Origin of the sequence: Ensifer sp. Root31 (assembly GCF_001424825.1) — a bacterium.
GTDB lineage: Bacteria > Pseudomonadota > Alphaproteobacteria > Rhizobiales > Rhizobiaceae > Ensifer > Ensifer canadensis.
In genome coordinates, this window is sequence record NZ_LMCO01000005.1 from 98,718 (window position 1) to 124,360 (window position 25,643).

Sequence of the window (25,643 nt, forward strand, 5' to 3'; positions counted from 1 at the left end):
ATGCCAGGAGGCCATGGGAGCAGTGAACCTGCTCCCGTGGCCTCTGTCTTTCTATTGGGCCAGGCCGATCTGCTTCATGAAGCCCTGAGTGTCCCAAAAGAGGTATTCCTCATCCATCACGCCTTCCTTGGTCCAGTGACCTGTTCACAGAGCCGGGACAGCTCTTCTACGAACGTGCCCGGCAGATACTCGCCGATATCAAGAGGCCGAGGCGCTGGTCCGGCTTGCGTCTCGACATCGATTTGACCGACATGCTCGTCGATCTCGCCCATTCCGGTGTCGATGTCGCCTTGCGCATTGCCCGCGCGCCCAGCGCCAGCCTTATCGCGCGTGAAATCGCACCGGTGCGGATGATCGTTTGTGCTTCGCCAGATTACCTCGCTCGCAGCGGCACGCCGCAGCAACCGTCCGATCTCGGCGGCCATGAAACGTTTAGCTATTCCTATCTCTCGCTCGGGGATAGCTGGATGTTTTCCGATGTCGAGGGGCGCGAGACGCAGGTTCGGATTGATCCGGTCGTGCATGCCACCAATGGCGATCTGCTGCGCGCGCTGGCACTCGCCGGCGGCGGGGTCATCGTACAGCCGGACTTCATCGTCGGAGACGATATCGCCTCCGGTCGGTTGGTCCCCTTGCTGGAAAGCTGGCATATGAGCGCGCTCAACCTCTATGCCGTCTACCTCAGCCGACGTCACCTTTCGCCCGAGGTTCGCGTGTTCATCGATTATCTCGTCGAGACGCTGGGAAGGTCGACGGCTCAGGCCTCGGATCGGTTGAGATAAAACTTCCGCTCCTATCAATGCGCCTTGCCGTCGGTGAGCCTCTCTTCGGCGAGCTTCACCGCTGCGCGGAGATCGCCGGGTTTGCCCACCAGTTTCTCCACTGCGGCGACAACCACGTCGGTGACGACATAATCGGGCTTGTGGCCGAGGTTGCCGATCCACAGCAGTTCCGATCCGGCAATGTCGCGCGCCAGGCTGCGCGAGTGAATATCGGCCAGCACGATGTCGTCGCTGTCGCCGCTGACGATGATCGTGGGTGCGGCGATCTCCTGATATCGTGGGGCGACCTCGGTGACGTAGGCGTGCAGATTGGCGACATCGACGGCGTTGTTGCGGAAGGCCAGCGGCCGCAGCACGAGGTGCGGCGCCGTCTTGTCGATGTAGTCGGCGGGTCGCGGATTGGGCGAAAAGACCGACCGCGTGCCACTATCGATCCGCCGGAGGCCGATCGGCGCAGCCAGCGTATGGGCAAACAGCCAGCCGACATAGGGCAGTGCCGTCAGCCGGTAGTACCAGTCGATGCCGCCCGGCCAGGGATGGGTCGCGGGCGCCAGCAGGATAAGGCCTGTCGTCCTTTCCGGATGGCGAAGGGCAAAGCTCGCGGCGATCGCCCCGCCGAAGGAGTGGCCGACGATGATCGCCCGAGGCATGCCTCGCATGTCCATCAGCTTTGCGATCGCATCCGCCTGGCCATCGGGGCGATCATTCGCCCGCCCGCCGCGCTCGGAGTAGCCGTGGCCCGGCCGGTCGACGAAAAGCATCTCCGCGCGGCCCTCGAAGGCCGGAGCAAAGGCATGCATCTGATCGAGCAGGTTGCCGCTCGCACCGTGGATGAAGACGAGCGGGACCAGGTCAGCCTCCGAAGTCGCCGGCAGGTGGACGCTGTTCATGCGGAAGCCGCCGATGTCGATCAGCTCGCCCGTATTCGGGAACCGCGCGCTGATGTTTCGTGCGCTACGCAGGCTGTAGGCGATGCCTGCGAGGGTGAGGGCAACGATGAACAGGGCGGCTAGAACCATTGTCTCGGCGGCTCCTCTTACTCTGCAGTGTACGCAAACATCTCAGGGATAAGGGTCGATGGTTTTCTGCTATTGCAGCGCCATCGTGGCCAGATTTCGTCCACCGCGCGCTGACGGGCCCGAATGAACTCCGGCAATGCCGTGTCGCGGTCGCCCTTGCTATAGCGGCGATCGTAGCGATCGACGATGTGCACGGGAGGAGCGCCGAACTGGTCGGCCGTAATATCGACGATAACGTTGCCGCACTCGACCCAGGCGTGGCTTTGCCAGCCGGCGTCACTGAGGAAGCCGAAATCGCCCAATTCCGGCCCGGAAGATGACAGGCGGGGCGTGCCGCTTGCCCATGAAGCCTCGAAACCTTCAGCCGCCAGGGCACGCGACAGAAACAGACTTGTGCGCCCGCATGTCCATTGAGAGGGCGTGACCGGCGCATCGCCGTTCCAGGCGCTATTCCATTCCAGCCAGATCGGCTCCACGAACAGGTGCGCTGCCGTGGCAAGGTTGCGGATAGCGGCCAGTTCCGTGGGAGGCGTCATCGCGGGGCCTGCGCTTGCTTCGGCATCCGTCCGGTTTACGTCTTGCTGCCCGCGAGCTTTTCGGTCAGCTCGCCCAGTTGCTCCTGTGCCTTGCGATCGGCTGGATAGATTGCCAGGAACTGCTCCCAGGCCCTGAGCGCCAGCTCGTCCTTGCCGGCGGAGCCGAGGATTGCGGCCATGCCGGCGAGCGCGCCGAAATGCCGAGGCTCGAGCGACAGGACATGATTGATGTCCGACATCGACTTGCGATAGTTACCCATCGTGTAGTGCAGGGTCGCGCGGCGGTTCCAGCCTTCGACGTAGCTCGGGGCCAGCGTGATCACCTGGTCGAGGATATCGAGGGCTGCCGCCGGCTTATTGTCGGTGATGGACTTGTCGGCCCACTGCATCAGCAGGTTGACCGTCGCGCTGCCGGAATCCTGCCATTCCAGGCGGATCTGGTTGGCGAGTTCGCGCGCCTTGTCGGCGTCCCGTTCCTTCTTGAGGTCGGAGAACAGGGCGTCGAGGCGTTGCTTTGGGGTGGTGAGGCTGGCGGCCTCGGTTTCCGGCGCCGTCTCTGCGGCGAAAGTCAGGGTGCCGGCTCCAACTGAGGCGGCGAGAAGGGCGGAACACGCCAGAATCAAGGGTACAAAAACTCGCATGGCGAGCATGTTAGCTCGCCACGGAATAAGATCAAAATCAATTTTGGGACATCGCCGAAGCGAGACGCCAAACAGAAACCAGTCTGGGCCTCAGCCCTGACGTGCCTTGAAGCGCGGGTTCTGCTTATTGATGATGTAGATACGGCCCTTGCGACGAACCAGACGGTTTTCGCGATGGCGGGTCTTCAGCGACTTGAGCGAATTCTTGATCTTCATTTTCCTGATCCGCAGGTTTCGGGGAAACAAAATTCGCCCGGTATTTCTAACAATCAAAAGCGCGCCATTCAGCGCGCTCCATAAGGTGGGATGGCAAATACCGTGTCACCCCTGTTGTGTCAACCGCAAGACACCGGATTTTGGCGCCTTGCCCCGCATTTCTGTGGCTTTGAGGCTCACGTCAAGCGGGTGATGTGACCCATCTTGCGGCCCGGTCGGGCTTGCGTCTTGCCGTAGAGATGGACGAAAACGTTGTCCTTGGCAAGCCAGGCCGGCACATCGTCGATGTCGTCGCCGATCAGGTTCTGCATCACGCAGTCGGAGTGGCGAACGGGATTGCCGAGCGGCAGGCCGGCCACGGCGCGAATGTGCTGCTCGAATTGCGAGACGATGCAGGCCGCCTCCGTCCAGTGGCCGGAATTATGCACGCGCGGCGCCATTTCATTGGCGACGAGGCTACCGTCGGCAAGCACGAAGAACTCCACACCGATGACGCCGACATAGCCGAGCGCATCGAGGATCGCCTTGGCCGCAGTGCGCGCGGTCTCGGCGGTGGCAGGGCCAATGGCCGCGGGTACGGTGGATGTATGCAGGATGCCGTTGCGGTGAACGTTCTCCGCCGGATCGTAACAGGCGACGGCGCCATCTACCGAGCGGGCAGCGATGATGGAGATTTCGCGCTCGAACGGCACGAAGCTTTCGAGGATCAGCGGCACGGAGCCGAGCGCCGCGAAGGCGCCTTGCGGGCTGTCCTGCCCGGAGCGGAACACGCGTTGTCCCTTGCCATCATAGCCGAGGCGGCGGGTCTTCAGGACGCCGGAACCGCCGAAATCGGCAAGTGCCGCCTCAAGATCGGCCTGGCTGTCGACCGCATGGAAGCGGGCGGTGACGATGCCGCTGTCGTTGAGGAAGCGTTTTTCGACCAGGCGGTCCTGGGCGGCTTCCAGTGCCTTCGGCGGCGGGAAGACAGGCCGGGCACGGGCGAGCCTCTCGGCGGCCGCAACCGGCACATTCTCGAATTCGTAGGTGACGATGTCGCAGGCGGCCGCCAGCGCATCGAGCGCGCGTTCATCGTCATAGGCGGCAACGATCTGTTCGTTTGCCACCTGCGCTGCCGGACAGTCGGGCTGCGGCTCGAGGATGATGGCGCGGAAGTTCAGCCGTGCAGCAGACATGGCCAGCATGCGGCCGAGCTGGCCGCCGCCAATGATGCCAATGGTTGTCATGCGTCGTCCACCGGATACTCGGCGACGGCGACGGTCTGCTGCTCGCGCCAGTCGTCGAGACGGTCGGCAAGGTCGTTGTCGCTGAGCGCCAGTACGGCTGCGGCGAGTAGTGCCGCGTTGACCGCGCCGGCGCGTCCGATCGCCAGCGTTCCGACGGGAATGCCGGCCGGCATCTGGACGATCGACAGCAGGCTGTCCTGCCCGGACAGTGCCTTCGATTGCACCGGCACGCCGAAGACCGGCAACGGCGTCATCGAGGCGCACATGCCCGGCAGATGGGCGGCACCGCCGGCACCGGCGATGATGACCTTGAAGCCTTCGTCGCGCGCGCCCTTGGCGAAGCTTACCAGCCGATCAGGTGTGCGGTGTGCAGAAACGATGCGAGCCTCATAGGCAATGTCGAGCGCGTCGAGCGTATCGGCGGCGTTCTTCATCGTCTCCCAGTCGGACTGGCTTCCCATGATGATGGCGACGGGTGGGGTAGTGGTGTCGAGCACGTCTTTAAAGTTCCGCTTCAGGCGATGATGTCGGGGATGATCTGGTCTTCGAGCTTGGTGATCTTGTCCTTGATGACCAGCTTCTTCTTCTTCATGCGCTGAATTCTCAGCGCATCGCAGCCGGTCTGAATCATGGCGTTGATGGCAGCATCATAATCTTCATGTTCCTGCCTCAGCCGCGCGGCGGTCAATCTGAGTTCGGCCTGGTCCTGGTCCGGCATGCAAAGCGATCCCCATCAGCCCGGTTGCGAAGTCCTCCTCGAACCGGAATTTCATGCGCCGCTCTATCACATCTTGGGCGGTAACGGGAAGTTATCCGTCGTCATCATTTCGCCTTCGACAAATGAAAAATGGCATGGCACAGTAGTAAGGTTACAACCATGGAACATCCGGCATTTACCAGCCGGATGCAAGCAAAAGGAAGGGACTGCCAATGACCATTGAGGCTCATCTTGCAACGCTTGAGAAAAAACATGGCGCACTGGAGCAGGAGCTCCATGCAGCAATGAACCAGCCGTCCATCGAGGACGAAATGATCAGCGACATCAAGCGAAGGAAGCTGCGCATCAGGGACGAAATCGAAAGGCTTCGCTCCTCGACTCACTGATTATAAACGGTATTTCCCAGTAACAACGGGAGGTGTCCTCTCCGCGGAGACGACGCAACAAGGTTCACAACCAATCCCCTCAACGGAAGATACGGATCGCTCGACCGGGTTTGAGACCCGGTCGATTTGTGTCAGGCCGCGGTTACGCTCCCGTCCGGTCATCAGGCCCAGAATTGATCCAACCATAGGTTGAGCCTGTCGAAGCCAGGGCGGTTGATCGCATATATCCGCCGCGTACCGTTGGCCGAAACCGAAACCAGATTGCAGTCGAGCAGGGCCTTCAGGTGCTGTGATACCGCGGGCCGGCTGATCGGCAATCCTTCGGCCAGTTCGTTGACCGTTTTCGGCGCGCGCCGCAGTTCCTCCAGCAGGTAACGCCGGTTGGGATCCGCGATGGCATCGAAAGGGTCCGCAATGGTCATGACCGGACGTTAAGCGAAATCACCGCGGGCGGCAAGAAATTTGTGCGCTGCGGCATTTTCGTTTTGCTTTGCAATATGATCGATCGCTTGGATGCAGTCAGGCGCCGGCCAGCAGGCTGTTGAGGCTGTCCCACAGCAGCTTCAGCCCGGCGATGAAAGCCATGCTATACATGAAGGGATAGAAGATCTGCGGCTTCATGCGGCGAACGATGAAGGCGCCGCAGACGGTGGCAACGATCGCCAGCGGAAACAGTGTCGCAGAGATCTTGAGATTGCTCATGTCGAGCTGGCCGAGCGCGAAATAGGGGATGAGCTTGACGGCATTGAGGATGGCGAAGAAGCGCACGATCGTGCCGGTGTATTCGCGCGGATCGAGCTGAAGCGGCAGGGCGTAGATCTGAAAAGGCGGGCCGCCGGCGTGGGCGACAAAGCTGCCATAGCCGGCAAACGAGCCCCAGAGCGTTGCGGGGCCAGCCCGTTGCTGCTTGGGCGTGATCGTTATTCCGTTGCGCATGCGCCAGACATTGTAGACATAACGCAGGACGAACAGCACGGTGATGAGGCCGATGATCAGGCGCAGATAGTCGCGCGAGACATAGGCCGACGTCGCCCAGCCGATGAGAATGCCGGCGATGGCGCCGGGCAGGAGCATGAACAGGGTTTTGCGATCGCCGTGCTTGCGCCACATCCAGAGCGAGACGAGGTCCATCGCGATCAGGATCGGTAAGAGCAGCGCGGCCGCCTGAACCGGCGAGACGGCCATCGACAGGATCGGCACGCCCATCAACGAAAGGGCCTCGCCCATACCGCCCTTGCTGAGGCCAACGAGAAGAACCGCCGGGATGGCGACGAGATAGAAGTCCAGGTCGGGAAGCATCGGTGGCGGTTGATCCTTTTGACGTCTCCGTCTATCGGTTTTCCCAAACGAAATCGAGCGCTGGTTTCCGTCGACATGCGGGCACAGCTAGAAATGGATGTCATGAGCAAGACAATAGAACGCTGCCGCCTGGTGCTGATTGCGCCGGATATCGCTGATCCGGCGGATCGCGCCAAGGTGCTTGCCGACGCCTTGAAGGGCGGCGACGTCGCTTCGGTGATCGTGCCGCAATATGGCCTCGATGACGCCGAGTTCCAGAAACACGCCGAGCGCCTCGTGCCGATCATCCAGGAGGCTGGAGCCGCTGCGCTGATCGAGGGCGATTCCCGGGTCGCCGGACGCGCCAGGGCCGACGGCCTGCATATTTCCGGCAATGCCGAAGCACTTGGCGAGGCGGTCGAGAAGCACACGCCGAAGCTTATCGTCGGCGGCGGCAACGCGGCCGACCGCCATCACGCGCTTCAAATCGGCGAAGTGCGTCCGGACTACGTGTTCTTCGGCAAGACGGACGGCGACATCAAGCCGGATGCGCATCCGAAGAACCTGGCGCTCGCCGAATGGTGGGCCTCGATGATCGAGATCCCCTGCATCGTCATGGGCGGCACGGATCCGCAGTCCGCATTGGCGGCGGCCGAGACCGGCGCCGAATTCGTGGCGCTTCGCCTGGCCGTCTTCGGCGAGCCCGAGCAGGCGCCGTCGGTGGTCGCCGCCGTCAACGCGCTTCTTGACGAAAAAGCGCCACGGTTTGAAGCTTAAGACGTGTCGATGTTGAACCGCCTGTCTTCAAAGCTCAGTTGGGGCGTTGCCCTCCTTGCCGCCACCGCCGCCGTGGCGACGCCGGTGCGTGCGCAGGAAAAGCCGGCTCCAGTGCAGGAGCTGGGCGTCAACGCCGATGATAGTGGCGCTGCAAAGCGCGGCCGCATCACCCCCTTCAATGGCGCAGCGATGCCTGAAGAAGGCACGGGCAAGCCTGTGGCCAAGCCGGCTGACCCGGCGGACAAGAAGAAGGCTGGTGATGGCACGGTGCCTTCGCAGGGCGTCAATGTCTTTGACCGCATGGGCGCCGAACTGCCGGCACTACCTGCGGAAAAGCCATTCGCCGGCAAGGTCGACGACGCCTACGGCGCTTTCCAGCGCGGCTATTATCTGACGGCGATGGATCTCGCACTTCCGCGCGCGCAGCTCGGCGATCCTGCCGCGCAAACGCTTGTTGCCGAAATCCTGCAGCAGGGCCTCGGCGTGGTGCGCAATGCCAAGCAGGCGGCGTTCTGGTACGGACAGGCGGCTGAAAACGGCGACCCGGCCGCCATGTTCAAATACGCGCTGATCCTGATGGAAGGGCGCTACGTCAAGCGCGACCGCAAGAAGTCCGAAGAACTGATGAAGAAGGCGGCCGATCTCGGCAATGGGTCGGCCCAGTTCAACTATGGCCAGACGCTCGTGGCCGACAGCCCCGGACCGAAGGGTCTGAAGGCCGCTATGCCCTACTACGAAAAATCGGCCGAGCAGGGGATCGCCGACGCGCAATATGCGCTGTCGCAGATCTATCTCAACGTCGATGGCATTGACGAAGGCAAGCGGGCGCGGGCCAGGGAATGGCTGCTTCGGGCGGCCCATGCTGGTTACGACACGGCGCAGCTCGACATCGCCATCTGGATGATCGAAGGCATTGCCGGCGATCGCAACCTGGAGGACGGTTTCGGCTGGATGAAGCGGGCGGCGGAAGGCGGCAATGTCGTGGCGCAGAACCGGCTGTCCCATCTCTATGTCAACGCCATCGGCACCCGGCCCAATCCGGTCGAGGCGGCGAAGTGGTATGTGCTGTCGCGCCGCGCCGGCCTCAAGGACGATGCGCTGGAAGACTTCTACCTCGGTCTCAACGAGCAGCAGCAGAAGGCGGCACTCAGCGCAGCCAACAAGTTCCGCTCGAGCTGACCGGGATTCCACTGCATGTTTCCTTAAATCCTATTCGATTTAAGGATAAAAACATGCAGCAAAAATCAAAGTGCTACAGCGACCTTTGCGCGTCTAATAAGACGCGCGGCGCTGTAGGCGCCTGAATCTCGGCTGTTCGGCCGAGCCAGGCGCTATTTCTCTTGAACTTCCGGGGTTTTTGTGGTCTTGAAGCCCCGGTTTTTGCCCCTGGCGCCATGGTTTTCCGGCACGTCCCGGGCGGAGTGATCTTCACTCGGTTTTTTGACGATGGAACTCGATGACAGGCCTTGCCCGATCGGCAGGTGCTATCCCCGTGTTCCGTCACACAGGTTCAATGTCCGATCGAGAAGGCTCGATCGGCCTTCGCTTCACAAGGATCGCCAGATGGCCCGTTCAGCTCTCCTCAATGTCATGGTTCAGGCCGCCTTCAAGGCCGGCAAGTCGCTGGCGCGCGATTTCGGTGAAGTCCAGAACCTGCAGGTCTCGCTCAAGGGACCGGGCGACTACGTGTCCCAGGCCGACCGCAAGGCCGAAAAGCTCATCCGCGAAGAACTGCTGAAGGCGCGTCCGACCTATGGCTTCCTCGGCGAGGAAGGCGAGGAGATCATCGGCACCGATGGCGCCCATCGCTGGATCGTCGATCCGCTCGACGGCACCACCAATTTTCTGCACGGCATTCCACATTTTGCTGTCTCGATCGCGCTTGAGCGCCAGGGCGAGATCGTCGGCGCTGTCGTGTTCAACCCGGCAACCGACGAACTGTATACCGCCGAGCGTGGCGGCGGCGCTTTCCTCAATGACCGTCGCCTGCGCGTCGCTGCGCGCAAGGCCTTGTCGGATGCGGTGATCGCCACCGGCACGCCGCATCTCGGTCGTGGCAATCACGGCAAATACCTGATCGAACTGCGCCACGTGATGGGCGAAGTCGCCGGCATCCGCCGCATGGGCTCGGCGGCACTCGATCTCGCCTATGTTGCAGCCGGCCGTTTCGACGGCTACTGGGAGCGCGACCTGGCCGCCTGGGACATTGCGGCCGGCGTGCTTCTGATCCGCGAAGCCGGTGGCTGGTCGACGGATATCGATGGCGGCGCCAAGCCGGTCAACGAGGGTTCGATCGTTTGCGGCAACGAATACATCACCAAGGCGCTGCGCGACGTCGTTCACCGTCCGATCCCGTCGAAATAATCGACGGCCCGTCCGTTTCCTGCTTGCCAAGCCTCCGGCGCTCCATGTGTCGGAGGCTTTTTGTTTTTTCCTTCAATTCGGCGCAAAGCTCCACTACAGCGCCACACGTTAAACAGGACGCGCGATGGATGCTGCAGCGCGTTAACTTGCTGCATAACTTTCTCTTAAATCGATTCCGATTTGAGGAATTATGCAGTAGGCTCCGACGCGTCGCGGCACCGTTCCGCCAAATGCAACCGGGAGAATGGTATACCCATGACGAAACTGCATCTGTCCGGGTGGGACGGTCGGGAAGGGGTGGAAGCAGACTACAATCCGCATAAGCTTTCGAGCCCCATGCATTTTTTCTGGACCATGGTGATTTTCCTGATCATCGTCGGTTTCGTCGGCGCGATCCTCTTTCGGCAGGCACACAATGCCTTCCTCGCCAATCCCGGCCTGAACGGCCTGATCCTCGGGGTGCTGCTGATCGGCATCCTGCTGGCGTTCAACCATGTGCTCGGGCTTCGTCCAGAGGTGCGCTGGTTCAATTCTTTCCGCGCCGCCGGCAGCGCCGACAAGGTCGGGCGGGATCCGGTCCTGCTGTCGCCGATGCGCGCGCTGATCGGTGGCCGCCAGACGGCGATCTCGACGACGGCGCTGCGGTCGATCCTGGATTCGATTGCAACACGGCTGGATGAATCGCGCGACACGACGCGGTATCTGACCGGTCTGCTCGTCTTCCTCGGCCTGCTCGGCACCTTCTGGGGTCTGCTCGGCACGATCGGCTCCATCAACACCGTCATCCAGTCACTGGATGCCGGTTCCGGCAGCACCGAGGACGTGCTGGGCGCTCTCAAGAACGGCCTGTCGGCGCCGCTGACCGGCATGGGAACGGCGTTCTCGACGTCGCTCTTCGGCCTTTCCGGTTCGCTGATCCTCGGCTTTCTCGATCTGCAGGCGGGTCGGGCGCAGAACCGGTTCTATACCGAGCTTGAAAACTGGCTCTCCTCCGTCACCGATGTCGGATCGGAACTCTCGATTGCCGGCGACCTGTCGACCGGCGCGCCGGTCGAGGAGCTGAAGCGCCTGACGGACCAGCTCGTCCGCCTCAACCATGAAGGCGGTTCCAACCAGCGCACGACGGCGGCAATGGCGAGCCTGGCTGAAGGTATTCAGGGTCTGGTCAAGAACATGCGCGGCGAGCAGCAGATGCTGCGCGACTGGATCGAGGCGCAGCAGGAAGAGGCGAAGGCGATGCGCAAGACGCTGGACAAGCTCACGACGCGCATCGGCCACTCCGAGCGCATTTCAGTGAACAGCGAGAAGTCCGGATCGCAGGCCAAGCTCAGCCATGCGGACGATACCGGAGGGGAATGATCCATGGCGCTTGCCCGAAAAGGCCGTTCACAGCGCACGATCGACTATTGGCCCGGTTTCGTCGACGCATTGTCGACCCTGCTCCTGTCGATCATGTTCCTGCTCAGCGTCTTCGTGCTGGCGCAGTTCCTGCTCAGCCGCGAAATCAGCGGCAAGGACGAGGTTCTGACCCGGCTGAACAGCCAGATCAACGAGCTGACACAGCTGCTCGCGCTCGAAAAGAGCGGCAAGCAGGATCTGGAGGATTCACTCGCCAATCTCCAGGCCTCCCTCTCCCAGTCGGAAGGCGAGCGTTCTCGCCTGAAAGCCTTGCTCGACCAGGGCGCCGGCAGCACGGATGCCGCCAACGAGAAGCTTGGGCGTGTCGGTGCCGAGCTTGACGCCGAACGCCAGACCAGCGCCCGTGCCATGAGCCAGATCGAGCTTCTCAACCAGCAGATCGCGGCGCTGCGCAGCCAGATCGCGGCGATCGAAGAGGCATTGCAGGCGTCGGAAGCCAAGGACCAGTCTTCGCAGACGAAGATCGCCGATCTCGGTCGCCGGCTGAATGTCGCGCTGGCGCAGCGGGTGCAGGAACTAAACCGCTATCGTTCCGATTTCTTCGGACGGCTGCGCGAAATCCTGTCCGATCGCGAAAACATCCGCATCGTCGGCGACCGCTTCGTCTTCCAGTCGGAAGTGCTTTTCCCCTCCGGCGGCAACGAACTCAATCCTGAGGGCCAGACTGAAATGGCCAAGCTCGCCTCGGCGCTGCTCGACCTTGCCAAGGAAATTCCGGCGGAGATCAACTGGGTGCTGCGCGTCGACGGGCACACGGACAATGTACAGCTTTCAGGCACCGGCCGTTTTGCCGACAACTGGGAGCTTTCGTCCGCCCGTGCCACATCCGTCGTCAAGTTCCTGATCTCCAAGGGCGTGCCGGCCGACAGGCTGGTCGCCGCCGGTTTCGGCGAGTATCAGCCGATCGCCGAGGGCGAGAGCGTCGAAGCGCGGTCGCAGAACCGTCGTATCGAGCTGAAGCTGACCGAGAAATAGGCTCAAGGATAGCCCTCGGTCCGACGCCCTTGAATTGACCTTGACGTGCGCGTAACACTTGCATCCACAACATGCAGGGGGAAGCTTGCATCTTGGCGGATGCAGGGGAGGGCGCCGTTAATGGATTGCGATGTACTGGTCGTCGGTGCTGGGCTTGCCGGTCTTGTGGCCGCGTCTGAGGCAGCAGCGCTTGGCCGCAAGGTGATCGTTCTCGATCAGGAGGGGGAGCAGAACCTCGGCGGTCAGGCCTTCTGGTCGCTAGGCGGTCTCTTTTTCGTCGACAGTCCCGAGCAGCGGCGCATGGGTATCAAGGACAGTCGCCAGCTCGCCCGCCAGGACTGGATGGGCTCGTCGCAATTCGATCGTCCCGAGGACCACTGGCCGCGATTGTGGGCCGATGCCTATCTCGATTTCGCTGCCGGCGAGAAGCGCAGCTGGCTGCATTCGCTCGGCATGCGCTGGTTCCCCGTCGTCGGCTGGGCCGAGCGCGGTGGCGGCCTTGCGCATGGGCATGGCAATTCTGTTCCGCGCTTCCACGTCACCTGGGGCACCGGCCCGGCTGTTATCGAGCCGTTCGTGCGGCTGACGCGCGAGGCGGAAAGCCGCGGCCTCGTGCGTTTTCGCTTCCGCCACCGCGTCGACGAACTGGTGACGACGGATGGGGCGGTCACCGGCGCGCGCGGTTCGGTGCTCAAGGCCGATCCGGTCGGCCGCGGCCAGCGCAGCTCGCGTGATGTCGCCGGCGATTTCGAGATTTCGGCGGGCGCGGTGATCGTGACATCGGGCGGCATCGGCGGCAACCATGAGCTGGTACGGCGCAACTGGCCACGCAAGCGGCTGGGCCAGCCGCCGGCGACGATGGTCTGCGGCGTGCCGCATCATGTCGATGGCCGCATGCTGGAGATTGCCGGCCGCGCCCGCGGCTCGGTCATCAATTCCGATCGCATGTGGCACTACACCGAAGGCCTGAAGAATTTCGATCCGATCTGGCCGGATCACGGCATCCGCATCCTGCCCGGTCCGTCGTCCTTCTGGTGCGATGCTGACGGCAATCGCTTTTCAGCGCCAGCGATGCCCGGCTTCGATACGCTCGGCACCTTGCAGGCCATCCGCGAAAGCGGCCATGACTACAGCTGGTTCATCCTGACGCGGGCGATCATCAAGAAGGAATTTGCCCTATCCGGTTCCGAACAGAACCCTGATCTGACCGGCAAAAGCATCTCTCTCCTGCTCAAGCGGCTGGGCAAGAACCCGCCCGGACCGGTGCAGGCTTTCATGGACAGGGGAGAGGATTTCATCGTTCGCGATCGGCTCGACGATCTCGTGCCGGCGATGAATGCGCTGACGGCTGAGAACCGGCTGTCGGTCGATCACCTGCGCGAGCAGATCGAGGCGCGCGACCGCGAGATCACCAATCCCTTCTCGAAGGATGCGCAGGTGACGGCGATCCGCGGGGCACGGTCCTACCGCGGTGACCGGCTGCTGCGTACCGCCAAACCGCACCGCCTGCTCGACCCCAAGGCCGGGCCGCTGATTGCCGTCAGGCTGCATATCCTGACGCGCAAGACGCTCGGCGGCCTGCAGACCAACCTGGCCGGCCAGGTGCTGGAGCAGTCGGGCGAACCGGTGCCGGGCCTTTACGCTGCAGGTGAAGTCGCAGGCTTCGGCGGCGGCGGCATGCATGGCTACAACGCGCTGGAAGGCACGTTTCTCGGCGGCTGCATCTATTCCGGCCGTGTCGCCGGGAGGCATGCGGGTGCGGTCTAAGCGGGCTGAATCGGCTATCGTTGTCCGCGTGTCGGGCCCCTCACCCTAGCCCTCTCCCCGCAAGCGGGGAGAGGGGACGCATGCTGCAGTCGGCCCAGCGCTTGTTATGGCCAGAGCTTCCCGGAAAAGTGCGAAGCGGTTTCGGCCAGGGAATGCGAAATACATGAGCGTTTTGATGGCCCCGCCTAAGACGGAGACGCTCGAGATCGGCGAGCGCGTGCCACATATCCCTTCTCCCCGCAGGCGGGGAGAAGGCGGCGGCAGCCGGATGAGGGGCCGATCCGGCAGATGGGGTCAAGTAACTCTGATCAATCCATCTGGATGTTGGCGTCGCGAACGACAGGCGTCCATTTTGCGAGCTCGGCCTTCACATGCGCGGCAAGCTCCTGCGGCGTAGAGCCGACGATGGTTGCGCTGAATTCCTTCATCCGCTCGACCACGGCCGGGTCCGCAAGCGCTTTGTTGGCGGCTTCGTTCAGGCGGGCGACAACCGGCTCGGGCGTGTTGGCCGGTGCAAACAGCGCGTTCCAGGTATAGGTTTCGTAGCCCGGAATGCCTGCCTCCGCGACCGTCGGAACGTCGGGGAAGGATGGCGCGCGTTCGGCGGTCGTTACCGCAAGCGCCCGCAAGGTGCCGGCCTTGATGTGGCTGGAGGAGGACGGCAGGTTGTCGAACATGATCGGCACCTGGTTGCCGATGACGTCGTTGAGCGCCGGTCCGGCGCCCTTGTAGGGGATATGCTGCATGTTGACGCCGGCCATCTTCTTGAAGAGCTCGCCGGAGAGGTGCAGCGGCGTGCCATTGCCGGAAGAAGCGTAGGCATATTCATCGGGCTTGGCCTTGAGCAGTGCCAGAAGCTCCTCGACGGTCTTGGCCGGCAGCTCCGGATTGACCACCAGCACGTTCGGAACGACGACCAGAAGCGAGATCGGAGCGAAGTCCTTTTCCGGGTCATAGGGCTTGGTCTTGAGGATCAGCGGGTTGAGGGCGTGCGTCGCCACCGTGCCCATGAGGATCGTATAGCCGTCCGGGTCGGCGCGCGCGACATTGTCGGCACCGAGGTTGCCACCGGCGCCGGCGACATTCTGGACGATGACCTGCTGGCCGAGATCCTCCGACATCTTCTGCGCCACGATCCGCGCGACCACGTCGGTCGAGCCGCCGGCGGCAAAGGGAACGACAAGGGTGATTGCGCGATCCGGAAAGTCCTGGGCATTCGCCTGGATGCCGGAGCCGAGAACGGTGAGTGCGGTGAAGCCGAGGGCAAGCGCCGCCCGGCGGGTCAACTTCGAAAATGTCATTAGGTTCCTCCCTGAACAATCCACATCGGTCGTGGCGGCCGAAAAAAGCCGGCACCTATAGAATAGGGTCCGGCTTTCCAGCTGCAATGGCATGCCGGACATGCCGGCATGCGACTATGGTAGTGGTCGTCTTACTTCCCCGGGTTCAGGAACAGCTCCTCGGCGCCGTGGTTGAACTGCAAACGGGCCAGCTTGGCATAGAGCCCGTCCTGCCGGATCAGCGAGGCATGGGTTCCCTCTTCGACGATCCGGCCGTGTTCCATCACGAGGATGCGGTCGGCCTTCAAGACGGTTGCGAGCCGGTGGGCGATGACAACAGTCGTGCGTTCATGCAGCAAGCCTTCGAGTGCCTTCTGCACCAGTGTCTCGCTTTCGGCGTCGAGCGCCGAGGTCGCCTCGTCGAGCAAAAGGATCGGCGCGTTGCGCAGGATGGCGCGGGCAATGGCGATGCGCTGGCGCTGGCCGCCCGAGAGCGTGATGCCACGCTCGCCGACAAGCGTGTCGTAGCCCTTCTCCATCCGGCCGATGAATTCGTCGGCCTGGGCGGCGACGGCAGCGGCGCGCACCGCCTCACGGCTTGCACCCGGCAGGCCGAAGGCAATGTTGTCGTGGACGGAGGAGGCGAAGATGGTGACGTCCTGCGGCACGATCGCCAGGCGGTCGCGCAGATCCTTCGGGTCCACGGTGCGGATATCGACGCCATCGACCGTGATGGCACCCTTTGCCGGATCGTAGAACCGCAGCAGCATCGAAAAGACGGTGCTCTTGCCCGCGCCGGATGGGCCGACAATGGCGACGGTTTCACCCGGTTTGATCGCAAAGCTCAGGCCGTTCAGGCTCTTGTAATCAGGGCGCGCGGGATAGGCGAAATAGACTTCGTCGAAGCTGATGGCGCCGAGCGCCGGCGCCGGCATGGCGACGGGGGTTTCGGGCGCCTCGATTTCCGGGACTTCGGTCAAGAGCTCGTTCAACCGCTCGGCGGCACCGGCTGCCTGCGAGAGCTCGCCCCAGACCTCCGATAGCGATCCGAGGCTACCGGCGGCGAAGACCGAATAAAGCAGGAACTGGCTGAGGGTTCCGGCCGAGAGATTGTCCGCCAGCACGTCGCGCGCGCCGAACCACAGGACGGCGACAACGCTGCCAAACACCATGGTGATGGCGAAGGCTGTCAGCACCGAGCGGGCCTTGATGGCCGCGCGTGCCGCGCCGAAGGCATCTTCGACGGCGTTGCCGAAGCGGTTGTTGGCGATGTCCTCGCTGTTGAAGGCCTGAACCGTGCGCGAGGCGGCGATCGCCTCGCCGGCATAGGCCGATGCCATCGCCAGGGTGTCCTGTGCCTCGCGCGAGCGGCGGCGGACGGAGCGGCCGAAGCCGACCAGCGGAAACACGATCACCGGGATTGCCGCCAGCACCAGGCTCGACAGCTTCGGGCTGGTATAGACCATCATGCCGATGGCGCCGAGACACAGGATCAGGTTGCGAAGTGCTACCGATGCCGTCGCGCCGACGGCGGACTTCAGCTGCGTGGTATCGGCGGTCAGCCGCGAGACGATCTCGCCCGACTGGTTCACGTCGAAGAACGACGCGGAAAGGCGGGTGACGTGCTGGAAGACGTTGCGCCGGAGATCCGCGACAATGCGCTCGCCAAGGGTGATGACGAAATAGTAGCGGGCCGCACTGGCCAAAGCCAGGATGATGGCGAGCATCATCAGCATCGAGAAATAGGTATTGATGAAGCCGCTGTCGGAATTGGAGAAGCCGTTGTCGACCATGCGCCTGACGGCGAGCGGCAGCGTCAGGGTCGTCACCGCAGCGATAACGAGCGAAATCCCGGCGCCGATGACCAGATGGCGGTAGCGCTTGAGGTAGGGCAGCAGCGTGGCGAGAGGGCGAATGGATTTACGCGCTGGTGACTGGTTTGCTCGTTCGGACACATGACCCCCGTTCGCCAATCACGGAGGGGGCGGGTTTGCCCATGAGTCTTCCGCGCGGCACTTGTTATCCCGCGGACCTTGATGTATAGGCACGGCATCGAATTGGGAAGCCGTGGCCCATCAGCCGGTCCGCGGCTTCATTTACGTGTTCGGTCTCGAAGTCGCAATGCCTTGCGACAATTGGACCCTGGAACTCTAGGAAGATCGTTATGAAGGCAGACATCCATCCCGACTATCACCTGATCAAGGTGGTCATGACTGACGGCACCGAATACGAAACCCGCTCGACCTGGGGTTCGGCAGGCGCCACCATGAACCTGGAAATCGACCCGAAGTCGCACCCGGCTTGGACGGGCGGCAACCAGCAGCTCATGGACCGCGGCGGCCGCGTCTCCAAGTTCAAGAAGCGTTTCGAAGGCCTCGGCCTCTAATCGCACGCTCTCTTGGCGCGTTTTCGAAGCCCGGCTCTGCCGGGCTTTTTGTTGTGCGGATTTCCGTTCCGACTTAAGGCCGATCTTTGATCGTGCGAGCCGGCTCAAGCCGCGCATGAAAAAACCCGGCTAGAGGCCGGGTTCGTTTCGTTGGCAGCGAACTGCCGAATATCTTGAAATCAGTTGGTGCCGAAGGCCGTCTGCAAGAGCTTAATCTGCGCCTTGACGCCGTTCTGGTTATCAGGAACGAAGGTCGAGGCTTCCTGCGGACGGTAGATCTCGCGATCGAGCAGGGCGACGCGGTTCTGCAGGCGCAGTGAGCGCTCGATGAGGTCGCGGAATGCTTCCGGCAGCTCACTCCAGCCGGGCGCGCTGCGGTCGACGTTGAAGCTGTCGAGGCGAACCTTGCTCTTTTCCGACAGCACCTGGTCGCGGCTCATCTCGCCGTTGTTGACAGCGCGTTGAAGCAGGAGCCATGATGCCATCTGCATGAGACGCGTGGTCAGACGCATGGATTCTGCTGCATAGAGGACCGATGCCATGCGCGGCAGGACCTTGGAGGCCAGGCGACCGGGGCCGTCGAGATAGCTCGCGGTTTCTTCGACCAGACCCATGCCTTCCGAATAGAGCGCCTTGAACTGCGCCGACGCCGCCGCGTGTCCCGCGAAACTGACGGTATTCAATCCTCTTTCGGACATGACCTGTTTTCCCTGGTTCAAACGCATCACGACAGTCGGGTAACGGGCGGTTTTGGGAAAAGTTTCCTTGCCGCCTCTATGCCTGAAGAATGATGCCATAGCGCATTTCGCGCAAGAGCATTCTTAAGAAAGGGTTAATCTCCACAATTCTTTGCAGCGACATATATCAAAACAAAAAAAGAGCCGCGGAAAGCGGCTCTCAAGGTAAAACAGGGAGAAAAATCAGACCCATTCGCCAGTCGGAGAAATTGTCTGAGTCCGGAAAGCTCCGGATAAACAGACAATCGCAGAGAATGCTTAATATACCGTTAAGAAAGCGCCGTTTCGGGCCGTTTGTCCTTGTGCGATCGTCAGCGGAACAGGCCTTCGGCCGCAGATCGGCTTGCGGATTTGCGCTCGCGCTCCGCCTCGAGCCGGGCGATTTCCTCCTTCAGCAGCGCGATGCGCTGTGTGAGCTCGTCGACGGACAGAAGCGACAGGTCGCTGCCGATCTCATGCGCCAGCTTCTTCTTGGGTTGGTCTTCGTCAAACAGGCCCATTCGACTTCTCCTCCTGTTCGGGGTCGATATCGCCGTCGTCGTCATCATGTGTTTCATCGAACGGTGCTGCGCGCGGCGAGAGCTGCAAGCTCTCGGGCGTCATCGCCGTTCCGGCGTTGATCGGCGAGAAGGCATCGCGCTCGGCGACCGGAACCGGCGCGCGCATGCGGCTGCGGATGATGGCGTAGGCGGTGATGAGGATATGGGCGCAGGCGGTGATCATGAACAGCCCGTAGGGGCCGGTCGCAGTCATCACCGGGCCGCCGATGGTCGGGCCGATAATGGTGCCGATGCCGTAGAGCAGCAGCAATCCGCCGGAAACCTTGACGAAATCCTCTGCCGTCGCAAAGTCGTTGGCATGCGAAACGGCGATCGGGTAGAGCGCGTTGGCCGCCGCGCCATAGATCGCAATCAGGGTAAGCACGATCCAGACCTGGCTCGGTTCGACCAGAAAGATCAGGAGCCCCGCCAGCGCACCGACACCGGCAAGGGCGGCAAGCACGTAACGCCGGTCGATGCGATCGGACAGGCGCCCGGCCGGCAGCTGCATCACCGCGCCGGCAAAGATCGCCACGCTCATCATCGCCGCGACAGTGCTGTCGGAGAGGCCCGCCTGGCGGCCGAAGACGGCGCCGAGCGTGCCGAAAGCGCCGTTGGCGATGCCGACGAGCAGGATGCCGAGGAACGAGACCGGGGAATTGCGATAGAGCCCGCGCAGGTCGAGCTGGACCTGCTTCAGCGGCTGCGGCGAGGCGGCCTTCGAGAGCAGGGTCGGCAGCATAGCGACGCAATAGAGAATACCGCAGATCATGAAGAGGGTGCTGGTGGAGGTATCGCCGAACGGGATCATCATCTGGCCGCCGACGACGCCGAAGAGCGTGATGGCGATATAGAGGGAAAAGATGACGCCGCGGCTCTCATTGGTGGCGCGCTCGTTGAGCCAGCTTTCGATGATCATCGAGGTGCCGGCAGTGGAAAAACCGGTCAGCGCACGCAGGATCAGCCACCAGGTCGGGTCGATCAGGATGCCGGTCATCAACGCGACGATGGCAATCATCGAGGTAAAGACGCTGAAGGCGCGCACATGGCCGATGCGCTTGACGACATTAGGTGCAAAGAAGCAGCCAAGCACGAAGCCGGCCGCCCAGGACGTGCCGATCAGGCCAAGGATGGTGGTGGGATAGCCCTCGGCCGTGCCTCTGACCGGCAAAAGCAGGCCCTGCAGGCCGTTGCCCAGGAAGAGAAACAGCGTGCCCAGCAGGAGCGAGGCGACGGGGAGCAGGTTTTTTCTCATCATCCATCCGAAAATCGTTCTGCCGTCAGCAAGTTAGGGCGGTGTGCCCGGAATTGCCAGCCGGATTCTGTCCGGCCGGTCATTGCAAATCGGCGGCGGAAACAATAGCCCTCTAATGCATCATCCCAAGAATCGATATCGAATTTCGGGATCATAAGCAGTTGCGCGTGCTGACGGCCTGCGCTGCTACGACGACAAGGTGACGGCGGCGTGACAGTTCCGCCGAGTTGCGGGAATTTACCCGGGGATAGGCTGGATATGTCGAAGGCGCTGGCGCTCATTCTGCTTCTGGCGATGGCCATCCAGCTGATCTGGCCGATCGGCCTGCCCGGTCTGAGGCAGCGTCGCGATTTCTGGAAGATCGCAGTGTTTGCGATCGTCATGATGATGATCACGGTTCTTATTCGACCGTGATACGGCGAACGAAGTAATCCCATAGTGTTAGGATGGTGGTTTCCTTGGAAACTTCGCCATCTGGCCTAGTGTGTTATCCGGTTCTTCGGTCATTCGTCGTACCCAGAAAAGCGCGCAGGACAGATGATGAAGAACGCGCTAGATTGTATACTTCACCCAGGAGATGAAATCGGGGGTTACTTGGAACGCCGCCTTGCTGCCATCCTTGCTGCCGATGTCGTGGGCTACAGCCGCCTCATAGGCGCTGATGAGACCGGCACGCTGGCCGCCATGAAGCGGCACAAGAACGAGCTGGTCGATCCCAAGGTCAGCCGACACAAGGGTCGGATTGTCAAACTGACCGGCGACGGCATTCTGGTCGAGTTCGCGAGTGTCGTGAACGCGGTTGCTTGTGCCGTCGACATTCAGCGCGGCATGCTTATCCGCAACGAAGACGTGCCGCAGTTGAAGCGTATCGAACTGCGCATCGGCGTGCATCTGGGCGACGTGATCGTCGAGGACGGCGATATCTTCGGCGACGGCGTCAATGTCGCAGCCCGGCTCGAAGGCCTGGCCGAGCCCTCCGGCATTGCCGTCTCCGCCTCCGTTCGCGACCATGTCGGCTCGAGGCTGGATGTCGGCTTCGTCGACAAGGGACAGCACGCGCTGAAGAACATCGCAGCGGGTGTGCATGTCTATTCGGTGGCGCTGGGGGCGCCGACCAAGATCGCCAAGGTGTTGAATGGGTCCCATACGGTAACGGTGGACGATGGTTACGGGCTTTCCGTCGCCGTGCTGCCCTTCACCAATATGAGCCATGACCCGGAGCAGGAATATTTCTCCGACGGCATCACCGAAGACATCATCACCGACCTGTCGAAGATCTCGCAGTTGCACGTGGTCGCCCGCAACACGGTCTTTACCTACAAGGGACGGTCTGTCCGGGTCAAAACCGTGGCGCAGGAACTGGGCGTTCGGTTCATCCTCGAAGGCAGTGTGCGCAAGGCCGGCGCGCGGGTGCGCATCACCGGGCAGCTGATCGATGCGCTGACAGGCACGCATCTTTGGGCCGACCGCTACGACCGCGATCTCACCGATATCTTCGCCATCCAGGACGAGATCACTCACGCCATCGTCGACCAATTGCGCATCAAGCTGTTGCCTGAGGAGAAGAAGGCGATCGAGAGCGATCCGACGACGAGCGTCGAGGCCTACACTTACTATCTGCGCGGGCGGCGATTCTCGCACGCCTGGACCCGTTCCTATCTGCTGCTCGCCCGACGGATGTTCCTGAAGGCCGTCGAGCTCGACCCGAATTTTGCCCGCGCCTATGCCGGCATCGCCGATTGCGAATCCGCTCTTCGCGACTGGCACGAGCACGAATTCCCGCTCGAGAGCATTCTGAGCACGAGCGAGCGGGCGCTGGCGCTCGATCCGAACCTGGCGGAAGCGCACGCTTCCCGGGGATTGGTCCTGCACCAGGACGGGCAAAGCGAAGAGGCCGTTGCCGAGTTTGAGCGCGCCTTGACGCTTGATCCGCAGCTCTACGAGGCAAACTTTCACTATGGCCGCTTTCTCTTCATGCGCGGCGAGTTCGAGACGGCGATCCAGTTCTTCAAGCGGGCCGCGGAAATCAGCCCGGATGACTATCTCTCGCCGATCCACCTGATGAGCGCCTACAAGTCGCTGGGCCAGGAAACCGAGCGGGGACACTGGGCGAAGATTGGTATTTCCCGGGCCGAGCGGGCGCTGGAGCTGCATCCGGAGAATTCCGGTCCGGCCCATCGCGGCGCCCTGGCGCTGGCCCATATGGGCGAAGCAGAGCGCGCGCGTGAATGGGCGGCGTGTGCGATCGCCATCGATCCGGATGATGTTGTCGCACGCTACAACACGGCCTGCGTCCATTCGATCCTCGGCGATGTCGACACGGCGCTCGACATGCTCGAGAGCCTGTTGCCGCAAAGTTCCTGTTACCAGCTGCTTTGGTTCAAGCAGGACTCCGACCTGGACGCCGTTCGCCACCATGTGCGTTTCGAGGCGATGGTGGCAGCGATCGCCCAGTGCGAGGCAGCAAAGCACTGACCACCTGAAATCAGTGCGCCCGGTAGGACCCGACCGGCGCGACTGCACGTTTCCTGAAATCGCATTCGATTTAAGGATAAAGACATGCAGCAATTCAAAGTGCTACGGCGAACTTTGCGCGTCTAATAAGACGCGCGGCGTTGTAGGCGATTGCCGCGCGTAAACCACCAGATGCCGGCGCCGGTGGCAAACAGGAGGCCTGTTGCCAAAAGGACGACGGCGACGAACGCCTTCTCGAAGGCCGCTTTGGCGAGTGCCACTAGATTTTCGGCATCATTCGACGACAGTTTTTCCGCCAATATCAACGCCTCGTCCAGGCTGTCGCGTGCGATTGCCGATATGCCCGCCCCTTCCGGCAGCATGACGAAGGCGGTGTAGACCGCCGACATCACGCTGCCGAGCACGGCGATGCCGATGGCGCCGCCAAGTTCGAAGGAAACCTCCTCGATGGAGGCGGCCATGCCGGCGCGTTCCGGCGCGGCGTTGGACATGATGGCGCTGGAGGCTGCCGTCATCGAAGCGCCAATGCCAAGGCCGAGCACGATGAGGCTGACGATCTGAGCGAGCACGCCGGCTTCGTGCACGGCAAGAAACGCGCCGAGGCCGGCGGCTGCGGTGATAAGGCCGGTGCGCAGCACCATCTCGGCGCCGAGGCGCGGCAGCATCATGCCGGTAAGCGGACCGGCGACGAAGGCCGCAAGCGGGATCGGCAGGATGAAAATGCCGGCGTCAAGCGGCGAATACCCGGCGACAAGCTGCAGCCGCTGGCTGAGCACGAGCTCGGCGCCGACGATGGCCGCGGATGCGACAAGGGCTGCGGCGACGCCCGAGGAGAAGGCGGCGTTGCGGAACAGGCCGAAGTCGATCATCGGGTGCGGGCTGCGCCTCTGTCTGCGCACAAAGAGGAGAAGCGCTACGACGCCGATGGCGGCGGCGATGAGCCCGGCTTCAGCCGAGGGTTCGCGCTTGCTCATCTCCTTGATGGCATAGGCAAGCCCGACCAGGCCGACCATGATCTGGACGGAGCCGAGCGGATCCCACGGGTGATCCTTGTTGCCCTTGCTGTCGGGAAGCACGACAACGCCGAGCAGCAAGGCCACGGCGACGATCGGCACGTTGATGAGAAAGACCGAGCCCCACCAGAAGTATTCGAGCAGGAACCCGCCGAGCACCGGGCCGATCGCCGCGCCACCCGAGGCGATGGCAGCCCAGACGCCGATCGCCAGCGCCCGCTCACGTTCGTCGGTGAAGGTCAGCCGGATGATCGAAAGCGTTGCCGGCATCATCAGCGCGGCGCCGACGGCAAGAAGCACGCGGCCGGTAATCAGGATCGACGGGTTCGAGGCATAGGCCGCCAGCAGTGAAGCGAGGCCGAAGACGGCAAGACCGGCAATGAACGGCCGCTTGTGGCCGAGCCGGTCGCCGAGCGTGCCGAGCCCCGGCAGCAGGCCGGCAACGACCAGCGCATAGGCATTGACGATCCAGAGCTTTTCCGACGCGGACGCGCCAAGATCGTGGGTCAGCCGGGGCAGCGCCGTGTAAAGCACGGTCATATCGACAACGATCAGCAGCAGCGCGCTCGACACGATGGCAAGAATGAGCCAGCGATTATGCGGGGACATGGTACACCTCTGTGGCCGACCCTGCCTGCGGGACCTTTGGCCTTGTTGACGTCAGAGCGATTATATAAATACATACGTATGGAATTGAAAGTGGGAATCTGAAATGGGACGACGCCGGACGATCGATCGCGACAAGGTGCTGGATGCGGCGGAGGCGACCGTCAGCGCCATCGGTGCTGCCGGCCTGACGATCGACGCGGTGGCCAAGGCGGCGGGCATCACCAAGGGCGGGGTTCAATATTGCTTCGGTAACAAGGACGGCCTGATCGACGCGATGATGGAACGCTGGTTCAACGAGTTCGACAGCGCGGTCGCCGCCGAAGTCGGAGACGAGACGGATCCGGTAACGGCGATGCGTGCGCACGCGGAGGTGACAGCGCGCATGAACACGGCGGAGAATGCCCGCACGTCCGGGATGATGGCAGCGCTCCTGCAGCGCGAAGACCATATGGAAAAGAACCGGGCCTGGTATCGCGGGCGCCTCGACAGCCTCGATCTGTCGACCGAGGAGGGGCGCCGGGCGCGTCTTGCCTTTCTCGCAACGGAAGGCGCCTTCCTGCTGCGCAGTTTCGGTTTTGCCGAAATGGACGATACCGAATGGCAGGATATTTTTGCCGATATCGTTGCCCTGGTGCCGAAAGAAAACGCCTGACTGCGACCCCTCGACCGCCGGGCACGATCCGGCAAGCGACAGGGCTTCGAGCAAAGGGAAGAGCATGCCGACGCTGGTCGAAGTCATCGCCTACGACGATGCGTGGCCGCAGGCGTTTGCGGAGATGTCGAAGCATCTGGCGAGCCTGCTTGGCTCCGCCACGATCGCAATCGACCATATCGGCAGCACTGCAGTTCCCGGGCTCATCGCCAAGCCGATCATCGATATCGATGTGACGCTGTGCAGGCCGGAAGCGATTGCCGCCGGCGGCGCGGCGCTCGTCGCCGACGGCTTTATGTCACGGGGGAACAGATATGACGATGGTGTCTGGGCATTCGCCAAGCAGGGATCGCCGGGACAGCGCGTCTATCTCTGTCCGCCACACAACGACACCCATCGCCGTCGCCTGATCTTTCGTGATCAGCTTCGTCAAAGCCGCGAGACGGTCGACGCCTACGCAGCGCTGAAGCGAAGCCTTGCCGCGACATTTGCCTTCGATGGCGACGGCTATACCGCGGCCAAGACGCAGTTTATCGAGCAGGTGGTCGAGTGCGCCGGCCGGAGTTGAACGGCCCTCTCCCCCTCGCGTGGCG

The 25,643-nt window shown here is 62.5% G+C and carries 28 protein-coding genes; 13 read left to right on the forward strand and 15 right to left on the reverse strand.

Going from position 1 to position 25,643, the window contains the following annotated elements; genetic code table 11:
* The first annotated feature begins 224 nt into the window (after positions 1-224).
* A complete protein-coding gene (locus ASD00_RS06605; RefSeq protein WP_025424791.1) occupies positions 225-782 on the forward strand; it encodes a substrate binding domain-containing protein in 558 nt (185 codons plus the stop codon).
* 14 nt (positions 783-796) lie between these two features.
* Here the strand turns inward: ASD00_RS06605 and ASD00_RS06610 are convergent, their stop codons facing one another.
* The 7 genes from ASD00_RS06610 to ASD00_RS06640 all read right to left on the reverse strand — a co-directional run bounded on the left by ASD00_RS06610 (position 797) and on the right by ASD00_RS06640 (position 5,138).
* Positions 797-1,801, reverse strand: coding sequence for an alpha/beta hydrolase (locus ASD00_RS06610; protein WP_057205662.1), 1,005 nt, complete (start codon positions 1,799-1,801; stop codon positions 797-799).
* A 17-nt stretch (positions 1,802-1,818) separates the two neighbouring features.
* Positions 1,819-2,337: a hypothetical protein gene (locus tag ASD00_RS06615; RefSeq protein ID WP_025424789.1), complete on the reverse strand. Its 519-nt coding sequence runs from the start codon at positions 2,335-2,337 to the stop codon at positions 1,819-1,821.
* Positions 2,338-2,372: 35 nt separating this feature from the next.
* A complete protein-coding gene (locus tag ASD00_RS06620) occupies positions 2,373-2,987 on the reverse strand; it encodes a hypothetical protein (RefSeq protein ID WP_025424788.1) in 615 nt (204 codons plus the stop codon).
* Between the two features lie 81 nt (positions 2,988-3,068).
* A complete protein-coding gene (gene ykgO, locus ASD00_RS06625) occupies positions 3,069-3,194 on the reverse strand; it encodes a type B 50S ribosomal protein L36 (protein WP_025424787.1) in 126 nt (41 codons plus the stop codon).
* Positions 3,195-3,370: 176 nt separating this feature from the next.
* Positions 3,371-4,420: a 5-(carboxyamino)imidazole ribonucleotide synthase gene (locus ASD00_RS06630; RefSeq protein ID WP_025424786.1), complete on the reverse strand. Its 1,050-nt coding sequence runs from the start codon at positions 4,418-4,420 to the stop codon at positions 3,371-3,373.
* Entirely contained in the window at positions 4,417-4,881 is a 465-nt protein-coding gene (purE, locus tag ASD00_RS06635) for a 5-(carboxyamino)imidazole ribonucleotide mutase (RefSeq protein WP_038576471.1), read from the reverse strand. Before purE ends, ASD00_RS06630 begins: the two co-directional genes overlap by 4 nt.
* A gap of 53 nt (positions 4,882-4,934) precedes the next feature.
* On the reverse strand, positions 4,935-5,138 hold the full coding sequence (locus tag ASD00_RS06640; RefSeq protein WP_025424784.1) for a YdcH family protein: 204 nt from the start codon (positions 5,136-5,138) through the stop codon (positions 4,935-4,937).
* Positions 5,139-5,350: 212 nt separating this feature from the next.
* On the opposite strand from ASD00_RS06640, the gene ASD00_RS38465 reads away from it, so the two are divergent.
* Positions 5,351-5,524 carry a DUF465 domain-containing protein gene (locus ASD00_RS38465; protein ID WP_038575691.1) on the forward strand — a complete coding sequence of 58 codons (174 nt, stop codon included), beginning with the start codon at positions 5,351-5,353 and terminating at the stop codon, positions 5,522-5,524.
* Positions 5,525-5,685: 161 nt separating this feature from the next.
* On the opposite strand, the gene ASD00_RS06645 is transcribed toward ASD00_RS38465, so the two are convergent.
* Together ASD00_RS06645 and ASD00_RS06650 are read right to left on the reverse strand one after the other, a co-directional pair.
* On the reverse strand, positions 5,686-5,946 hold the full coding sequence (locus ASD00_RS06645) for a metalloregulator ArsR/SmtB family transcription factor (RefSeq protein ID WP_025424783.1): 261 nt from the start codon (positions 5,944-5,946) through the stop codon (positions 5,686-5,688).
* A 97-nt stretch (positions 5,947-6,043) separates the two neighbouring features.
* Complete coding sequence (locus ASD00_RS06650; protein WP_025424782.1) at positions 6,044-6,823, reverse strand: sulfite exporter TauE/SafE family protein; 780 nt, start codon at positions 6,821-6,823, stop codon at positions 6,044-6,046.
* A 102-nt stretch (positions 6,824-6,925) separates the two neighbouring features.
* Here ASD00_RS06650 and ASD00_RS06655 point away from each other — a divergent pair, with 102 nt between their 5' ends.
* The 6 genes from ASD00_RS06655 to ASD00_RS06680 all read left to right on the forward strand — a co-directional run bounded on the left by ASD00_RS06655 (position 6,926) and on the right by ASD00_RS06680 (position 14,104).
* Positions 6,926-7,579, forward strand: coding sequence for a thiamine phosphate synthase (locus ASD00_RS06655; RefSeq protein WP_025424781.1), 654 nt, complete (start codon positions 6,926-6,928; stop codon positions 7,577-7,579).
* Positions 7,580-7,588: 9 nt separating this feature from the next.
* Positions 7,589-8,758 carry a tetratricopeptide repeat protein gene (locus tag ASD00_RS06660; RefSeq protein ID WP_025424780.1) on the forward strand — a complete coding sequence of 390 codons (1,170 nt, stop codon included), beginning with the start codon at positions 7,589-7,591 and terminating at the stop codon, positions 8,756-8,758.
* A gap of 384 nt (positions 8,759-9,142) precedes the next feature.
* The gene (locus ASD00_RS06665) at positions 9,143-9,943 is read left to right on the forward strand and encodes an inositol monophosphatase family protein (protein ID WP_025424779.1); all 801 of its coding nucleotides are present in this window, start codon (positions 9,143-9,145) and stop codon (positions 9,941-9,943) included.
* A gap of 255 nt (positions 9,944-10,198) precedes the next feature.
* A complete protein-coding gene (locus ASD00_RS06670) occupies positions 10,199-11,302 on the forward strand; it encodes a MotA/TolQ/ExbB proton channel family protein (RefSeq protein ID WP_025424778.1) in 1,104 nt (367 codons plus the stop codon).
* Between the two features lie 3 nt (positions 11,303-11,305).
* Complete coding sequence (locus ASD00_RS06675; RefSeq protein WP_057205664.1) at positions 11,306-12,337, forward strand: peptidoglycan -binding protein; 1,032 nt, start codon at positions 11,306-11,308, stop codon at positions 12,335-12,337.
* Positions 12,338-12,457: 120 nt separating this feature from the next.
* Complete coding sequence (locus tag ASD00_RS06680; protein WP_057205666.1) at positions 12,458-14,104, forward strand: FAD-binding dehydrogenase; 1,647 nt, start codon at positions 12,458-12,460, stop codon at positions 14,102-14,104.
* A gap of 308 nt (positions 14,105-14,412) precedes the next feature.
* Here the strand turns inward: ASD00_RS06680 and ASD00_RS06685 are convergent, their stop codons facing one another.
* Complete coding sequence (locus tag ASD00_RS06685) at positions 14,413-15,405, reverse strand: tripartite tricarboxylate transporter substrate binding protein (protein ID WP_025424775.1); 993 nt, start codon at positions 15,403-15,405, stop codon at positions 14,413-14,415.
* 131 nt (positions 15,406-15,536) lie between these two features.
* Positions 15,537-17,339 (reverse strand): ABC transporter transmembrane domain-containing protein, encoded by a 1,803-nt coding sequence (locus tag ASD00_RS06690; RefSeq protein ID WP_082523471.1) that lies wholly within the window; start codon positions 17,337-17,339, stop codon positions 15,537-15,539.
* A 209-nt stretch (positions 17,340-17,548) separates the two neighbouring features.
* Here ASD00_RS06690 and rpmE point away from each other — a divergent pair, with 209 nt between their 5' ends.
* Positions 17,549-17,770 (forward strand): 50S ribosomal protein L31, encoded by a 222-nt coding sequence (gene rpmE, locus ASD00_RS06695; protein WP_025424773.1) that lies wholly within the window; start codon positions 17,549-17,551, stop codon positions 17,768-17,770.
* A gap of 179 nt (positions 17,771-17,949) precedes the next feature.
* On the opposite strand, the gene ASD00_RS06700 is transcribed toward rpmE, so the two are convergent.
* The 3 genes from ASD00_RS06700 to ASD00_RS06710 form a co-directional block, all read right to left on the reverse strand.
* Complete coding sequence (locus ASD00_RS06700) at positions 17,950-18,468, reverse strand: DUF1465 family protein (protein ID WP_025424772.1); 519 nt, start codon at positions 18,466-18,468, stop codon at positions 17,950-17,952.
* A 350-nt stretch (positions 18,469-18,818) separates the two neighbouring features.
* A complete protein-coding gene (locus tag ASD00_RS06705; RefSeq protein ID WP_057205668.1) occupies positions 18,819-19,007 on the reverse strand; it encodes a DUF1192 domain-containing protein in 189 nt (62 codons plus the stop codon).
* Positions 18,994-20,301, reverse strand: coding sequence for an MFS transporter (locus tag ASD00_RS06710; RefSeq protein WP_025424770.1), 1,308 nt, complete (start codon positions 20,299-20,301; stop codon positions 18,994-18,996). The genes ASD00_RS06705 and ASD00_RS06710 overlap by 14 nt, the downstream gene beginning before the upstream one ends.
* A gap of 258 nt (positions 20,302-20,559) precedes the next feature.
* Here ASD00_RS06710 and ASD00_RS40880 point away from each other — a divergent pair, with 258 nt between their 5' ends.
* Both ASD00_RS40880 and ASD00_RS06715 read left to right on the forward strand, forming a co-directional pair.
* On the forward strand, positions 20,560-20,715 hold the full coding sequence (locus ASD00_RS40880) for a hypothetical protein (protein ID WP_107027707.1): 156 nt from the start codon (positions 20,560-20,562) through the stop codon (positions 20,713-20,715).
* A gap of 126 nt (positions 20,716-20,841) precedes the next feature.
* Positions 20,842-22,776, forward strand: coding sequence for a tetratricopeptide repeat protein (locus ASD00_RS06715; protein WP_107027713.1), 1,935 nt, complete (start codon positions 20,842-20,844; stop codon positions 22,774-22,776).
* Positions 22,777-22,898: 122 nt separating this feature from the next.
* On the opposite strand, the gene ASD00_RS06720 is transcribed toward ASD00_RS06715, so the two are convergent.
* Positions 22,899-24,398, reverse strand: a complete 1,500-nt coding sequence (locus ASD00_RS06720) for an MFS transporter (protein ID WP_057205672.1) — start codon at positions 24,396-24,398, stop codon at positions 22,899-22,901.
* A gap of 103 nt (positions 24,399-24,501) precedes the next feature.
* On the opposite strand from ASD00_RS06720, the gene ASD00_RS06725 reads away from it, so the two are divergent.
* Positions 24,502-25,050 carry a TetR/AcrR family transcriptional regulator gene (locus ASD00_RS06725; protein WP_057205674.1) on the forward strand — a complete coding sequence of 183 codons (549 nt, stop codon included), beginning with the start codon at positions 24,502-24,504 and terminating at the stop codon, positions 25,048-25,050.
* Between the two features lie 64 nt (positions 25,051-25,114).
* Positions 25,115-25,618, forward strand: coding sequence for a GrpB family protein (locus tag ASD00_RS06730; RefSeq protein WP_057205676.1), 504 nt, complete (start codon positions 25,115-25,117; stop codon positions 25,616-25,618).
* Positions 25,619-25,643: the final 25 nt, after the last annotated feature.